The organism is Sphaerisporangium cinnabarinum, from assembly GCF_055567015.1.
Map to the genome: position 1 here is coordinate 94,833 of NZ_JBVHRG010000009.1, position 13,987 is coordinate 108,819.

Annotated in this window: 13 protein-coding genes; 8 read left to right on the plus strand and 5 right to left on the minus strand. The window is 71.1% G+C overall.

All coding sequences use genetic code 11. The annotated features are described in order from the left end of the window. Nucleotides 1–52 precede the first annotated feature (52 nt). From ACZ4MO_RS13885 to kduI, 7 genes are all read left to right on the plus strand, one after another. Entirely contained in the window at nucleotides 53–1,000 is a 948-nt protein-coding gene (locus tag ACZ4MO_RS13885; protein WP_175009447.1) for an ABC transporter permease subunit, read from the plus strand. Further along, a complete protein-coding gene (locus ACZ4MO_RS13890; protein ID WP_175009446.1) occupies nucleotides 1,000–1,899 on the plus strand; it encodes an ABC transporter permease subunit in 900 nt (299 codons plus the stop codon). Before ACZ4MO_RS13885 ends, ACZ4MO_RS13890 begins: the two co-directional genes overlap by 1 nt. A gap of 4 nt (nucleotides 1,900–1,903) precedes the next feature. After that, on the plus strand, nucleotides 1,904–2,656 hold the full coding sequence (locus ACZ4MO_RS13895) for a DUF624 domain-containing protein (RefSeq protein WP_175009445.1): 753 nt from the start codon (nucleotides 1,904–1,906) through the stop codon (nucleotides 2,654–2,656). A gap of 53 nt (nucleotides 2,657–2,709) precedes the next feature. Further along, entirely contained in the window at nucleotides 2,710–3,885 is a 1,176-nt protein-coding gene (locus tag ACZ4MO_RS13900; RefSeq protein ID WP_175009444.1) for a glycoside hydrolase family 88 protein, read from the plus strand. Further along, entirely contained in the window at nucleotides 3,882–4,790 is a 909-nt protein-coding gene (locus ACZ4MO_RS13905; protein ID WP_255437309.1) for a fumarylacetoacetate hydrolase family protein, read from the plus strand. The genes ACZ4MO_RS13900 and ACZ4MO_RS13905 overlap by 4 nt, the downstream gene beginning before the upstream one ends. Further along, the gene (gene kduD / locus ACZ4MO_RS13910) at nucleotides 4,787–5,551 is read left to right on the plus strand and encodes a 2-dehydro-3-deoxy-D-gluconate 5-dehydrogenase KduD (protein ID WP_209829313.1); all 765 of its coding nucleotides are present in this window, start codon (nucleotides 4,787–4,789) and stop codon (nucleotides 5,549–5,551) included. The genes ACZ4MO_RS13905 and kduD overlap by 4 nt, the downstream gene beginning before the upstream one ends. Before the next feature lie 79 nt (nucleotides 5,552–5,630). Beyond that, on the plus strand, nucleotides 5,631–6,467 hold the full coding sequence (gene kduI / locus ACZ4MO_RS13915) for a 5-dehydro-4-deoxy-D-glucuronate isomerase (RefSeq protein WP_175009442.1): 837 nt from the start codon (nucleotides 5,631–5,633) through the stop codon (nucleotides 6,465–6,467). A gap of 283 nt (nucleotides 6,468–6,750) precedes the next feature. Here the strand turns inward: kduI and dnaB are convergent, their stop codons facing one another. Further along, entirely contained in the window at nucleotides 6,751–10,242 is a 3,492-nt protein-coding gene (gene dnaB, locus ACZ4MO_RS13920) for a replicative DNA helicase (RefSeq protein WP_175009441.1), read from the minus strand. Nucleotides 10,243–10,579: 337 nt separating this feature from the next. On the opposite strand from dnaB, the gene ACZ4MO_RS13925 reads away from it, so the two are divergent. Then, nucleotides 10,580–12,010 carry an MATE family efflux transporter gene (locus ACZ4MO_RS13925; protein ID WP_175009440.1) on the plus strand — a complete coding sequence of 477 codons (1,431 nt, stop codon included), beginning with the start codon at nucleotides 10,580–10,582 and terminating at the stop codon, nucleotides 12,008–12,010. Between the two features lie 83 nt (nucleotides 12,011–12,093). On the opposite strand, the gene rplI is transcribed toward ACZ4MO_RS13925, so the two are convergent. The 4 genes from rplI to rpsF all read right to left on the minus strand — a co-directional run bounded on the left by rplI (nucleotide 12,094) and on the right by rpsF (nucleotide 13,888). After that, nucleotides 12,094–12,540, minus strand: coding sequence for a 50S ribosomal protein L9 (gene rplI, locus ACZ4MO_RS13930; protein ID WP_047230914.1), 447 nt, complete (start codon nucleotides 12,538–12,540; stop codon nucleotides 12,094–12,096). Between the two features lie 18 nt (nucleotides 12,541–12,558). Beyond that, nucleotides 12,559–12,795, minus strand: coding sequence for a 30S ribosomal protein S18 (gene rpsR / locus ACZ4MO_RS13935; RefSeq protein WP_021481584.1), 237 nt, complete (start codon nucleotides 12,793–12,795; stop codon nucleotides 12,559–12,561). 101 nt (nucleotides 12,796–12,896) lie between these two features. Beyond that, complete coding sequence (locus tag ACZ4MO_RS13940) at nucleotides 12,897–13,442, minus strand: single-stranded DNA-binding protein (RefSeq protein ID WP_021481583.1); 546 nt, start codon at nucleotides 13,440–13,442, stop codon at nucleotides 12,897–12,899. 155 nt (nucleotides 13,443–13,597) lie between these two features. Beyond that, nucleotides 13,598–13,888, minus strand: coding sequence for a 30S ribosomal protein S6 (gene rpsF / locus ACZ4MO_RS13945; RefSeq protein WP_009863694.1), 291 nt, complete (start codon nucleotides 13,886–13,888; stop codon nucleotides 13,598–13,600). Nucleotides 13,889–13,987 lie beyond the last annotated feature (99 nt).

Sequence of the window (13,987 nt, forward strand, 5' to 3'; positions counted from 1 at the left end):
CGGCCGGGCCACCACCGCGGACCACCCGGAATCGACCACAGGAGTCCCCCTCATGGCGACCAACGCCGTCGAAGAGCGCGAGCTCGTCGCCGCGGCCGGCGCACCCGCCCCGCGCCGCCGGCCGGGCAGCCGGCTGAAGTGGCGCAACACCCTGATCGGCTGGAGCTTCATCCTGCCGAACTTCGTCGGGTTCACGATCCTGACGCTCGTCCCCGTGCTGGTCCTGTTCTACATGTCGTTCACGAACTGGAACGTGTTCGGCGTGGCGGACTGGACCGGGTTCGACAACTACACGCGCCTCGTCCAGGACGGCAGCTACCACAAGGCGTTGCTCAACACGCTCTACTACGCCGTGGTGCACATCCCGCTCACCCTGGCTGCGGCGCTCGGGCTCGCCCTGCTGCTCAACCGCAAGATGCGCGGGGTCGCGTTCTTCCGCACGGTCGCGTTCTTCCCCTACATCACCTCGATCGTCGCGATCGCCGTGGTCTGGAACATGCTGTTCAGCCCCGAGTTCGGCCCGATCAACCAGTTCCTCACCGCCCTCGGCGTCGACGACCCGCCCGGATGGACGACGTCCGCCACGTGGTCGATGCCCGCCGTCATCATCGTCGGCACGTGGCGCGAGATGGGCTACTACATGCTGCTCCTCCTCGCCGGGCTGCAGACCGTGCCCGCCGAGCTGCACGAGGCGGCACGCATGGACGGCGCGAGCGCCTGGCAGCGGTTCCTCAACGTGACCCTGCCGTGCCTGCGCCCGACGATGTTCTTCGTCACCGTGATGCTCACCATCGGCTCGTTCAAGGTCTTCGACCTCATCCTCGTCATGACCAACGGAGGCCCCGGGCAGTCGACCCTCGTCCTGAGCCAGTACATCTGGCAGAAGGGCTTCGTGGAGAACCAGTTCGGCTACGCGTCCGCGGTCTCGGTCTCCCTCTTCCTCATCTGCATCGCCGTGACGCTCTTCCAGTTCTTCTGGAACAAGAAGAAGGAGGCGTGATGGCCACCCTCGACAGCCCGACGCCCACCGGCGCGCCCCTCGCCACAGAGCCCCTGCTCCGGCCGGAGAAGCGGCGCCTCGGCTCGACCGTCGGCAAGACCGCCGGCTACGTCGCCATGGTGGTCGCGGCCGCCGGGCTCCTGCTGCCCTTCGTCTGGATGATCGTCTCGTCGCTGAAGACCAACAACCAGGTCTTCACCGTCCCCGTCCAGTGGGTCCCGGACCCCGTGGTCTGGCAGAACTACCTGGACATCTGGACGCGCTCGGACATGACGACGTGGCTCGGGAACACCCTGCTGCTGTCCGTCGGCGTCACGTTCCTCCAGGTCTTCACCGGGAGCTTCGCCGCCTACGGGTTCGCCCGGATGCGCTTCCCCGGGCGCGACGTGCTCTTCCTGGTCTACATCGGCACCATCGCCGTGCCGTGGCAGTCGTACATGATCCCGCAGTTCGTCATGCTGTCCGACTTCGGGCTCGCCAACACGCTGTGGTCGATCCTGCTGCTCCAGGCGTTCGGCGCGTTCGGCGTCTTCCTCATGAAGCAGTACTTCGAGTCGATCCCCGAGTCGCTCAACGAGGCCGCGCGCATCGACGGGCTGTCCGAGTGGGGCATCTGGCGCCGGATCATGCTGCCGCTGTCGGTGCCCGCGATCGCCAGCCTCACGCTCCTGACGTTCGTCAACACCTGGAACGACTACCTCGGGCCGCTCATCTACCTGCGCAGCCCCGAGCTGTGGACCGTCCAGCTCGGTCTCAAGACGTTCATCAGCCAGTACAACGCGGAGTACGCGCTCATCATGACGGGCTCGGTGCTCTCGGTGCTGCCCATCGCCGTGATCTTCCTCCTCGGCCAGCGGTACTTCGTCGAGGGCATCGCGACGACCGGCGTGAAGGGCTGACGCCGTGGCCACCACGACCGTCACCCCGGCCAGGACGCCCGTGCGCGCGTCGAAGGGCTCGACGCAGCCCTCACGCCGACGCATCTTCAACCACGAGATGTACGAGCTCGCGTTCGGCACGGTCTACACAGGGCTCGTCACGAACGTGCTCGTCGTGCTCTGCGCGCTGCCCGTCGTCGTGCTCCTCCTGACGACGGACCCGGCCGCCTCCTGGCCGGCGATCGCACTCGTCGCGCCCCTGTGCGCCCCGGCGCTCGTCGCGGCGTTCGAGGTCTTCCGGGCGTTCTCGGCCGACGGGACCGTCCAGCCCGTGCGCACGTTCTGGCGCGGGTACCGCACGCACTGGCGCCGCGCCGCGGCGCTCGGGGCGATGACGACCGGGCTCCTCGTCGTGGTCGCCGTCGACGTGCGCGCGGTCTGGGCCCTGCCCGTCGGCGCGGTCGCGATCCCGTTCTTCGTGACGCTCGGCGTCCTCGGGTCGCTCACCGCGCTCGTCGCCGCGGTGGCCCTGCCCGACCACCCGACCCTCCGGCTTCGCGTGCTGCTGCGCGTCGCGCTCTTCGCGGGCGTGCGCCGCTGGTACCTCACGGCGCCCTCGCTGCTCGTGCTGGGGATGCTCCTCTCGCTCGTCGCGGCGCAGCCCGCCGTGGGCCTGGGCCTCGCCCTCGCCCCGCTGCTGTTCGTCGCCTGGGGCGCGGCCCGCCACGCGCTGCGCTCCGTGCTGGACGCGGCCCCCACCGCCTCCCCGGCCCACTGAACCCGCACACGACCGTCGGCGCGCCGTCGTGCGCCGACCAGAAGGAAGTCCTGATGACGCTCGCCACCGAGCTCGCCACCGAGCTCGCTCCCGCCCTCGACGCAGCGATCGCGACGGTCCGTCGCAACATCGCCACGTTCGGCGACAGCTACCCCGACGACACGACCCGCGACGGCCGCTACCCCCTGCGTCCGGCGACCCCCGAGTTCGCCGAGGGCGCGAACCGGGGCTGGACCACGAGCTTCTGGCCGGGCATGCAGTGGCTCGCCCTGGAGATGACCGGCGATGATGCGTTCCGCGCCGCGGGCGAGCGGCACGTCGCGGACTTCGCTCGCCGGGTCGCCCAGGGCCAGGACCTGCAGACCCACGACCTCGGGTTCCTCTACACGCTGTCGTGCGTCGCGCCGTGGCGCCTGCTGGGCGACGAGACCGCCCGCACCGCCGCGCTGGCGGCCGCGGACCACCTCATGGTCCGCTTCCTCGAGCCGGCGGGCATCCTCCAGGCGTGGGGCGACCTGTCCGACCCGGCCCAGCGCGGCCGCACGATCATCGACAGCCTCATGAACATGCCGCTGCTTACGTGGGCGGGCGAGCAGACCGGCGAGGCGCGTTTCCCCGACGCCGTGCGCCGCCACACCGAGCAGCTCGAGGCGCACATCCTGCGCGACGACGACACGACGTTCCACACGTTCTACTGGGACGCGGTGACGGGCGAGCCGCTGCGCGGCGGCACCGAGCAGGGCGCGGGCGACGACTCGTGCTGGGCCCGCGGCCAGGCCTGGGGAATCTACGGCTTCGCGATGAACTACCAGGTCACGCAGAACCCCGCGCTGCTCGAGGCGTCGCGCCGCTGCGCCGACTACTTCCTCGCGCACCTGCCCTCCGACGGCGTGCCGTTCTGGGACCTCGTCTACACCGACGGCAGCGACGCCCCGCGCGACAGCTCGGCCGCGGCGATCGCGGCCTCCGGCCTGCACGAGCTCGCGTCGGTCGAGACCGACCCGGAGCGGCGCGAGCGCTACGCGAGCGCCGGGCGCGAGATGCTGCGCGCGCTCGTCACCGGGTACACGCCCGCCGCCGAGGGCGTCGAGTCCGACGCGCTCCTGCTCCACTCCGTCTACGACGCGCCGAAGAGCGTCGGCGTCGACGAGGGATGCCTGTGGGGCGACTACTTCTACCTCGAGGCGCTCGTGCGCCACACCGTCCCGGGCTGGGTGCGGTACTGGTGAGGCTCGTCACGCACGTCCACGACGGCGAGGAGCGCCCCGGCGCGCTCGTGCCCTACGGCGCGGGCGACCGCCTGCTCGACCTCGCGACGGCCCTGGGACCCGGCGTCACGGTGACGGACGTCCTCGCGGACGCCGCCCTCGGTGCTCGGGCACGCGACGCGGTCGCGGGTGCCGACCCGGCGTCGCTGCCCTCCTCCGACGACTTCCGGCTCGCTCCCCCGGTCCGTCCGGGCGCGATCCTGTGCCTCGGGTACAACTACCGCGGACACGTGCCCGACGGCGAGGACCCGACGACGAACGACCCGGAGTTCCCCGACGTCTTCGTCAAGACGCCGAACACGCTCAGCGGGCCGGACGACGTCGTCGCGCTGCCGGCCGTCGCGGACGACGTCGACTACGAGGGCGAGATCGCCGTCGTCATCGGGCGCCGCGCCCACGCGGTGAGCGTCGAGGACGCGATGGACCACGTCGCCGGCTACACGCTGTTCGACGACGTCTCCGACCGCTCCTGGCAGCGGCGGCAGAGCCAGTGGGCCCTGGGCAAGTGCTTCGACGGGTTCGGCCAGCTCGGCCCCGCGGTCGTCACCGCGGACGAGGTGCCCGACTTCCACGACCTCACGGTCGAGGTCGTGCGCGACGACGTGGTGACGGTCTCGCAGAGCACGTCGACGATGGTGTTCCGCCTCCCCTTCCTCGTCTCCTACCTCAGCCAGGTCATGACGCTCGAGCCGGGGGACGTCGTCTCGACCGGCACGCCGCAGAAGCTGCCCGACGCGCTCGCGACCCACCGGCCGCTCGCGGACGGCGACGCGGTGACGATCCGGGTGACGGGGTTGGGGGCGCTGACGACCCGCTTCGCCGGCACCGCCCGCACCACCGCACAGAACGAAGGAGCGAACGCATGATCCTCGACCAGTTCCGGCTCGACGGGAAGGTCGCGCTCGTCACGGGCACGAGCCGCGGGCTCGGGCAGGGCAGCGCGGTCGCGCTCGCCGAGGCCGGCGCCGACGTCGCACTGCTCGACCGCAGCCTGCCGACCGAGACGATCGCGAAGGTCGAGGCGCTCGGCCGCCGCGTGCACTCCGTCCGGCGGGACCTCACGACGGCGACGCCGGACGAGCTCCACGGGGCCGTCGCGGAGGTCGAGGAGGCGCTCGGCGCCGTCGACGTCCTCGTCAACAACGCGGGCACGATCCGCCGCGCGCCCGCCGCCGAGCACCCGGTCGAGGACTGGGACGCGGTGCTCTCCGTGAACCTCGACGCGGTGTTCCACCTCTCGCAGGCCGTGGGACGGGGCATGCTCGAGCGCGGGAGCGGCAAGATCGTCAACGTCGCCTCCATGCTGTCGTTCCAGGGCGGGATCCTCGTGCCCGGCTACGCCGCCTCCAAGCACGCCGTCGCGGGCCTGACGAAGGCGCTCGCCAACGAGTGGGCCGCGCGCGGCGTCAACGTCAACGCGATCGCCCCCGGGTACATGGCGACCGACAACACCGCCCCGATCCGCGCCGACGAGGCGCGCGAGCGCTCCATCGCCGAGCGCATCCCCGCCGCCCGGTGGGGCACGCCGGACGACCTGGCGGGCGCCCTCGTGTTCCTCGCGTCCGACGCCGCCCGGTACGTCCACGGCGTGATCCTGCCCGTCGACGGCGGCTGGCTCGTGCGCTGAGCCGACCGGCCCGTCCCCGGCCGCGAGGCCGACCGAAGCCTGACCGAGCACCAACCCGCACTACCAGGAGAGCAGAACCGTGGAACAGCGTTACGCCACCAGCCCCGAGCAGATCACCGGAGCGACGACGCAGGAGCTGCGCGACCGATTCCTCGTCCAGGACCTGTTCGTCCCAGGCGAGGTGAACGTCACCTACACCCACCACGACCGCATCGTCCTCGGCGGCGCAGTTCCGGGCGACGCGCCGCTGCCGCTGCCCACCTACGACGAGATCCGTAGCGAGTACTTCCTCGAGCACCGCGAGGTCGGCATCGTCAACGTCGGGGGCGCGGGCACCGTGACGACCGACGGCGAGGTGCACGAGCTGCCGAAGGGCGCCTGCCTGTACGTGGGTCGGGGCGTGCGCGAGGTCGTGTTCGCGAACGCCGGCTCGGGCGACGAGGGCCCGGCCGCGTTCTACCTGTTCTCTGCGCCCGCGCACACCGCCTACCCGACGGTGCTCACGCTGCCCGGCCAGGGCACGGTGCGCGAGCTCGGCGACCAGGTCACGTCGAACCGCCGCTCGCTCAACCAGTACATCCACGAGAACGGCGTGAAGTCCTGCCAGATCGTCATGGGCGTGACGTCGCTGCACCCCGGCAGCATGTGGAACACCATGCCGGCGCACACGCACGACCGCCGCACCGAGTGCTACCTGTACTTCGACGTCCCCGCCGACGCGCGGGTCGTGCACCTCTGCGGGCAGCCCTCGGAGACCCGCCATCTCGTGGTGGGCGACCGGGAGGCCGTCATCTCCCCGAGCTGGTCCGTGCACTCGGGCGTCGGGACGGCCGCGTACTCGTTCGTCTGGGCCATGGCCGGTGAGAACCAGTCGTTCGACGACATGGACGGATTCCCCGTCACCGCGATGCGCTGACGCCCTCCGAGCCCCGATCCCGGGTCTCCTGTCGGCCGCGTCCCGACCGGCAGGGGCCCGGGCTCGCGCGGGGCGACGGTGCGTCGGCGCTACGACGAGCCGCGCGACCACGAACGTCCCGTGCCGGCAGTCCACGCCCGAGCGATCACGCACAGCAGGCGTGTGGAGGCGGTGGGGCAGCTGAACGGTGTGCTGCCACTCGCCGGCGGCCAGACTGGGCGAAGGGATCGGTCAATGCTCCGCAGTCCGCATCTCGGCAGCGGACATCGGCGGACAGCGGTCGCTACATCTGCATGTCGGCGAAGCGCTGGTAGTGACCCTGGAACGCGACCGTGATCGTGTCGGTGGGGCCGTTACGGTGCTTGGCGACGATCAGGTCGGCCTCTCCCGCGCGCGGCGACTCCTTCTCGTAGGCGTCCTCGCGGTGGAGCAGGATCACGACGTCGGCGTCCTGCTCGATGCTGTTGTGTGCCGCGATGCCGTTGGCGACGAAGTTGTGTCCGTCGAGGACCGTGGCGTCGTAGACCTGCTTCTCCCCCACCGGCTCGATCGAGACGACCTCGTCCCACAGGAGGTCGTTGACCGCCATGATCTCCAGCTCCTCGCTCTCGAGCACTGCCGCGATCTTGCCGAGGCGGTGCCGGGAGAGACCGTTTCGCCACAGTGCGTCGCTCGGCCCCGCGGCACCCTCCACGACGCTGGGCCGGGCGGACACCGTCGGACCTTCCTCCACGAGCAGGTCGCGGACGACGTCCCACACGTGCTGTGGTCCGGTATCGACGTGCGTCGCCGAGCGCTGGGAGCGGACGATCGCCAGAAGCTCAGCGGCGTTCTCACTCTGGGGGCCTTCGAGCCCGATCTCCTGCAGGAAGCGACGCTGGTCGTCACGCTCGGTGATCTCGAGCGTGACGGAAGAGCCGTCGAGCCCCGGTCGCACGTTGGTGGAGATTCCGAAGCGGAGCAGGAGCCGAGCGACGCCGTCGGCGACCGCGCGGGAGCCGGAGGTGAAGCGGATCCGGCCGCCGCTCCCGTCCGCGCTGATACGCACGTCGGCGCTCGTCGACCAGAGGTGCTTGACGAACAGAGCGATCTGCCGCTTCGGCAGGTGGAAGACGCTCGCAGGGACGAACCCCTCGCTCGCGCTCGCCGCGCGTAGTCCGAGGTCTTCGAGCCACTCGGCAGACGCGGATCGCACCGCGCCGATCACCCTCGTGTGCCCGGTGCGGGCGCCACGCGAGGCACCGTTCGCGAGGAGGTGGGCCAGCATGACGACCTTGCGGTCGTCCCACTCCAGGTTCCGCTCCGGCCCCGGCACGTGGCGCGGCACACCGATGCGCGAGCCCACCTCCAAGTCCCCGAGCGCGGTCCAACCGTCGTAGGTGAGGAACGGGTGGTTCGCCGTCGCCTCGATCTCCTTGCCCGACGCCAGTCGCATTCGGAACACGGGCTTCACACCCGTAGGGAACACGTGCGTGAGGTGACGGCGCACGTACTGGAGCCGGTCGTTGAGCGCCCACACGGGGACGTCCTTCGCGTTGAGCGCGAAGAGCTCACCCAGGCTGGTCTCGGCGCCCGTGTCGGCGCGCAGGATCTTCGTGTCCTCGGTGAGGCAGCCCGACTCACGCAGGTCGCTCATCTGCGGCTTCTTGTCGCCACGCTGTTCCGGACCACGGTTCAGCTGCGAGATCGCGATGACGGGCACCTCGAGCTCCTTCGCGAGCAGCTTGAGCGCGCGCGAGAACTCCGAGACCTCCTGCTGGCGCGACTCGACGCGCTTGCCGGAGCTCATGAGCTGGAGGTAGTCGATGACGACGAGCTTGAGGTCGTGCCGCTGCTTGAGCCGACGGCACTTGGCCCGGATCTCCATGAGCGACATGTTCGGCGAGTCGTCGATGAACAGCGGCGCCTCGGCGACCTTGCCCATCGTCGAGGCGAGCTTCTGCCAGTCCTGCTCGTCCATCTTCCCGGAGCGCATCCGCGTGAGCGGCACCTTCGCCTCGGCGGCGAGCAGACGCATGGTGATCTCGTTGCGGCTCATCTCCAGGGAGAAGATGACGGCCGCCATCTGGTGGTGCACCGCGGCGTGCGTCGCGACGTTGATGCCGAGGACGGAGTTGTGCGTCGGCACCATCGATCGCCCCGCGAGGTACAGGTGCGACGGGTGGTCCACCTCGACGCAGCGCACCGGGACCGGGTCGACGCGTCGGACGTCGACCACGAACCGTGAGGTGAGCCGGGCGGTCCCGGGGCGACGGCGCTCCTTGTGGACGAGCCGCTTGCGCTCCAGCCAGAAGACGTCGTCCTCGGTCGTGAAGGTGATCGTGTACGCCGTGGACGAGGCCTCGGTCCGACCTTGGACGGTCTTCGTCGACCACCCCGTGCGGTACCCGAGGGACAGGACGAGCTCTCGCGTCTCCAGCGCGAGCCGCTCGCTCGTCAGAGCGATCTGGACGCTTCCCTGTGGCGTGACCGTCCCGTCCGTGTCGAGCAGACCCGCGAGAAGCTCTCGTCGTTGCGTCTCGCTCGCACGCAGGTAGGCAACGGGGATCTCACCGGCCGTCGGCAGGCCGAGCGCGAGCAGGTCGTCGGAGGTCGGGTGTGCGACGTGTCCGAGGCCTTCGAGCCGCATCGCGATCTCGGGGTCGGCGGACGTGAACTCTGCGCGCCGAGAGCTGCCGTCGCCCAGCCAGACCCCGAGCGCGTACGGGTGGATCGGGAGGTCGGCCTCGGGAAGGTCAAGCGGCGCCGTCGTGGCGATCGAGTGGTTCGCACGGTTGTCCGCCGTGGCGCAGCGGACCGTGGCGGCGAGCTCCTCGGTCGTGCGGACGGACGCCTCGGGCGTCTCGCCGGCGCGGACCGCGCGTCGCTGAGCACGGGTCGACGTCACCCACTGGTGCTGCGCGTCCGCGACGATCACGGTGCCGTCGTCGAGCTCGACCTCGTAGCAGGGGCGGTCGACCATGACCTCGGTCGCGGCGACGACGCGTGTGGGCGTCCCGTCCGCGGAGACCAGCAGGTCACCGACCGCGACCTCGCCCATCGTCGTCCAGCCCGACGGCGTGGGCAGCGGCGTGTCGAGCGCGAGCGCCTTGCCGATGGCCGGGCGCGCCGCGACGACGATCATCTGGCCGGGGTGCAGGCCGTTGGTGAGCCGGTCGAAGTCCGAGTAGCCGGTGGGGACGCCGGTCATGCCCTCGCCGCGCCCCTGCGCGGCCTCGATCTCGTCGAACGTCGGACCGAGGATCTCCGAGAGCGGGAGGTAGTCCTCGGTCGTGCGCCGCTCGGTGACGGCGTAGACCTCGGCCTGGGCGTTGTTGACGATCTCGTCGACGTCGCCGCCGTCGGTCGCGTAGCCGAGCTGCACGATGCGCGTGCCCGCCTCGACGAGACGACGCAGGACGGCGCGCTCGCGGACGATGCGCGCGTAGTACCCGGCGTTGGCGGCGGTCGGGACGCCGGCCATGAGGTCGTGGATGTAGGGCGCGCCGCCGATGCGCTGGAGCTCGCCGCGCTTGGTCAGCTCCGCGACGACGGTGATGGCGTCGGCAGGCTCGCCGCGACCGTAGAGGTCGATGATCGACTCGTAGACGATCTCGTGCGCCGGGCGGTAGAAGTCGGAGCCGCGGATCTGCTCGATGACGTCGGCGATGGCGTCCTTCGACAGCAGCATGCCGCCGAGCACGCTCATCTCGGCGGCGACGTCCTGGGGCGGCGTCCGGTCGAACCCCGACGGCCCCGGCCCTCCGTAGCTCTCCTCGAGCTCCTCGATCGACATGCGCCCCTCGCTCCCCCGGGACTGGAACGGCCCTTGCGGGACCGCACGACCGGGACCACTCTTCGTCGTACACGTGTTCTACCGCGGGCCACCCACACGACTGTCCCGGTGGCCGCGCCCCCCGCCTCCGACAGGCACGACCCCGCGACACTAGATCGCTCCCCGACGCCCTGCAAACGGCCCTGTGCACACCCGGTGGACAGGGACCCCCGTTCCTGTGGACACAGTCCCCCACACTGTGCACACCCGGTGGAAAACGGTGTGGACAACCTCACGATCTTGCTGTGTACATCGCCGCGAGCGGCCTCTGACCAGCCTCATCACTACCCTCAGGGGTGTGGAAGAAAGAAAGTCGGGCGACACGCCGACGACACGCCGGACACCGCCCGGCCACCCCGGCGACACCGAGCCGCCCTCCGGCCCCGGTGCGTCGTCCACAGGTCGCCGCGCTCGGTCCCGGATCGACCGCGAGATCCTCGCCCTCGCCGTCCCGGCGCTCGGCGCGCTGGTGGCGGAGCCGCTGTTCGTGCTCGTCGACAGCGCCGTCGTCGGCCACCTGGGCACCGCGCAGCTCGCGGGCCTGTCCCTCGCGTCGACCCTCCTCGTCACGCTCGTGGGCCTGTGCGTGTTCCTCGCCTACGCGACCACGGCCGCCGTCGCGCGCCGCATCGGCGCGGGCCACACGCGGGAGGCGCTCCAGTCCGGGATCGACGGCCTCTGGCTCGCCGTCGGGCTGGGCGCGCTCCTCGCCGCCGTCCTGTGGACGACCGCGCCGTGGGCCGTCGGCGCGATGGGCGGCACGGGCGAGGTCGCCGAGCACGCCGTCGTCTACCTCCGCTGGTCCGCGCTCGGGCTCCCCGGGATGCTCCTCGTCCTCGCGTCCACCGGCGTGCTGCGTGGTATGCAGGACACGCGGACGCCCCTGTGGGTCGCCGCGGGCGGCGCGACGTTCAACGCGGTCCTCAACGTCGTCCTCGTCTACGGGGCAGGGCTCGGGATCGCGGGGTCCGGGATCGGCACGGCCGTCGCCCAGCTCACCATGGGCGCAGTGCTCGTGGTCGTCGTCGTGCGCGGCGCCCGGAGGCACGGTGCGTCGCTGCGGCCCGCCGCGGGCGGGATCTGGGCCAACGCGCGCGCCGGGGCGCCGCTCTTCGTCCGCACGCTGTCGCTCCGCCTCTCGATCCTCCTCACCGTGTTCGTCGCGACCGGGCTCGGGGAGGTCACGCTCGCGGGGTACCAGGTCGTGAACTCGGTCTGGGGGCTCGCGGCCTTCGCGCTCGACGCGCTCGCCATCGCCGCGCAGGCGCTCGTCGGGCACGGGCTGGGGGCCGACGACGTCCCGCGCGTCCGCGCCGTCCTGCGCCGCACCCTCCAGTGGGGCGTCGCCGCCGGGGCCGGGCTCGGCGTCGTCATGGCCGCGGGCGGCTGGTGGTTCGCGCTCCTCTTCACGTCCGACCCCGACGTGCGCACCGCCGTCGCCGTCGGCATGGCGGTGTGCGGCGCCCTCCTGCCGATGGCGGGCTGGGTCTTCGTGCTCGACGGCGTCCTCATCGGCGCCGGGGACGGCCGCTTCCTCGCCTGGGCGGGCATGCTCACGCTCGTCGTCTACGCGCCGTTCGCGCTCGCCGTCCGGCACTGGGCGCCCGACGGCGCAGCGGGCCTCGCGTGGCTGTGGCTCGCCTTCGCGGGGGTCTTCATGGCGGCGCGCGCCCTCACCACCGGGCTCCGGGCGCGCGGCAGCGCCTGGATGGTCACCGGTGCCGCCTGAGCCGTCGAGACCGCGGCCGGACGCGACGAAGGCCCGGTCCCTCCGAGGAGGGGCCGGGCCTTCGCGGACTGCTCAGCAGCAGATCAGGCAGCGACGACCTTCACCGCGAGGGTCGCGGAGACCTCCGGGTGGAGGCGGACGGAGACCGTGTAGTCCCCGGTCGCCTTGATCGGCTGGCCGATCTCGATCTTGCGCTTGTCGACCGACGCACCGGCAGCCGTCACGGCGGACGCGATGTCCGCCGTCGTGACGGCGCCGAAGAGGCGACCGGCAGCGCCGGCCTTCGCCTCGACGACGACCGGCTTCGACTGCAGCGAGTCGCGGATCGCCTTCGCGTCGTCGAGCGACGCGATCTCGCGGGCCTTGCGCGCCTTGCGGATCGCAGTCACCTGCGACTCGGCGCCCTTGGACCACGGCGTGGCGAGCTTGCGCGGGACGAGGAAGTTACGGGCGTACCCGTCCTTCACCTCGACGACGTCGCCGGGCTCACCGAGACCGGTGACCTCGTGGGTCAGGATCAGCTTGGCCATGAGTTCTCTCCCTCCCGCTCAGCGAGCCGTCGACGTGTACGGCAGCAGCGCCATCTCGCGCGCGTTCTTCACCGCACGGGCGATCTGGCGCTGCTCCTGGACGGAGACGCCGGTCACGCGACGCGCGCGGATCTTGCCGCGGTCGGAGATGAACTTGCGCAGCAGCGCCGTGTCCTTGTAGTCGACCGACTCGATCTTGGCCGACTTCAGCGGGTTGGACTTCTTCTTGGGCTTGCGCACCACAGGCTTCGCCATGGTGTTGCTCCTCTACAAGGTGCGATCCCCGCGCGCGGGCCGCGCCGACGAGCGGCGCGGCACCCGCGGGGACGGGTGTGTGTTCTGGGAGTGGCGGACGATCAGAACGGGGGCTCGTCGGAGAACGAACCACCGGACGACGCGGGACCAGCCGTGGCCCACGGGTCGTCGCTCTGCTGCTGACCGCCGCCGGAGCTGAATCCGCCGCCGGAGGCGCCACCGGAGTTGGCGCCACCTCCGTAGCCGCCACCGCCGCCGAAGCCGCCGCCACCGCCACCCGAGCGCTGGGCGCGGGTGACCTTCGCGGAGGCGTAGCGCAGGGAAGGACCGATCTCGTCCACCTGCAGCTCGACGACGGTGCGCTTCTCCCCCTCGCGGGTCTCGTACGAGCGCTGGACGAGGCGGCCCTGCACGATGACGCGCATGCCCTTCGTCAGCGACTCCGCGACGTTCTCCGCGGCCTCGCGCCAGATCGAGCAGCGCATGAACAGGGTGTCCCCGTCCTTCCACTCGTTCGACTGGCGGTCGAAGGTCCGCGGCGTGGACGCCACCGTGAAGTTGGCCACCGCCGCACCCGAGGGGGTGAAACGCAGCTCCGGGTCTCCCGTGAGGTTCCCGATCACCGTGATGACGGTGTCACCTGCCATGGCCAGCTCCTTCGTGTGTCGTCTGTGTCGTCGACGGCGCCGCGCGCCTCGCTCGTAACGTTCTCGCGTCGCTCATCCCACCACGCGGCGCCCACACGCGCTACGGCGTGCAGCATCCCGGTGCGGGACGGTCGAACGGGGGGACGCGGGGAGGATCAGCGAGCGTCCGTGCGCAGGATCTTGGTCCGCAGGACGACCTCGTTGAGGCCGAGCTGACGGTCCAGCTCCTTGGCGGTGTCGGAGGTCGACGTGAAGTCGACGACCGCGTAGATGCCCTCGGACTTCTTGTTGATGTCGTACGCCAGGCGGCGACGACCCCAGATGTCCACCTTGTCGACGGAGCCGCCGTCGGTCTTGATGACCGACAGGTACTTGTCGAGCGACGGGGCGACGGTGCGCTCCTCGATCTCGGGGTCGAGGATGATCATCAGTTCGTACTGACGCATGCGGATAACCCACCTCCTCTGGTCTTCGCGGTCACGGTCTCTCCGTGACAGGAGGGTTCATGCCTACGTGCTGCTGCCGTCCGACGGGCGGACGGCAGC

What these genes read in the sequence shown, in the direction of transcription:
- dnaB (WP_175009441.1), bottom strand. Translation starts at nt 10,242, where the DNA reads ATGTCGATCGAGGAGCTCGAGGAGAGCTACGGAGGGCCGGGGCCGTCG.
- rpsR (WP_021481584.1), bottom strand. Translation starts at nt 12,795, where the DNA reads ATGGCGAAGCCTGTGGTGCGCAAGCCCAAGAAGAAGTCCAACCCGCTG.
- ACZ4MO_RS13940 (WP_021481583.1), bottom strand. Translation starts at nt 13,442, where the DNA reads ATGGCAGGTGACACCGTCATCACGGTGATCGGGAACCTCACGGGAGAC.
- ACZ4MO_RS13900 (WP_175009444.1), top strand. Translation starts at nt 2,710, where the DNA reads ATGACGCTCGCCACCGAGCTCGCCACCGAGCTCGCTCCCGCCCTCGAC.
- kduD (WP_209829313.1), top strand. Translation starts at nt 4,787, where the DNA reads ATGATCCTCGACCAGTTCCGGCTCGACGGGAAGGTCGCGCTCGTCACG.
- ACZ4MO_RS13890 (WP_175009446.1), top strand. Translation starts at nt 1,000, where the DNA reads ATGGCCACCCTCGACAGCCCGACGCCCACCGGCGCGCCCCTCGCCACA.
- ACZ4MO_RS13885 (WP_175009447.1), top strand. Translation starts at nt 53, where the DNA reads ATGGCGACCAACGCCGTCGAAGAGCGCGAGCTCGTCGCCGCGGCCGGC.
- rpsF (WP_009863694.1), bottom strand. Translation starts at nt 13,888, where the DNA reads ATGCGTCAGTACGAACTGATGATCATCCTCGACCCCGAGATCGAGGAG.
- rplI (WP_047230914.1), bottom strand. Translation starts at nt 12,540, where the DNA reads ATGGCCAAGCTGATCCTGACCCACGAGGTCACCGGTCTCGGTGAGCCC.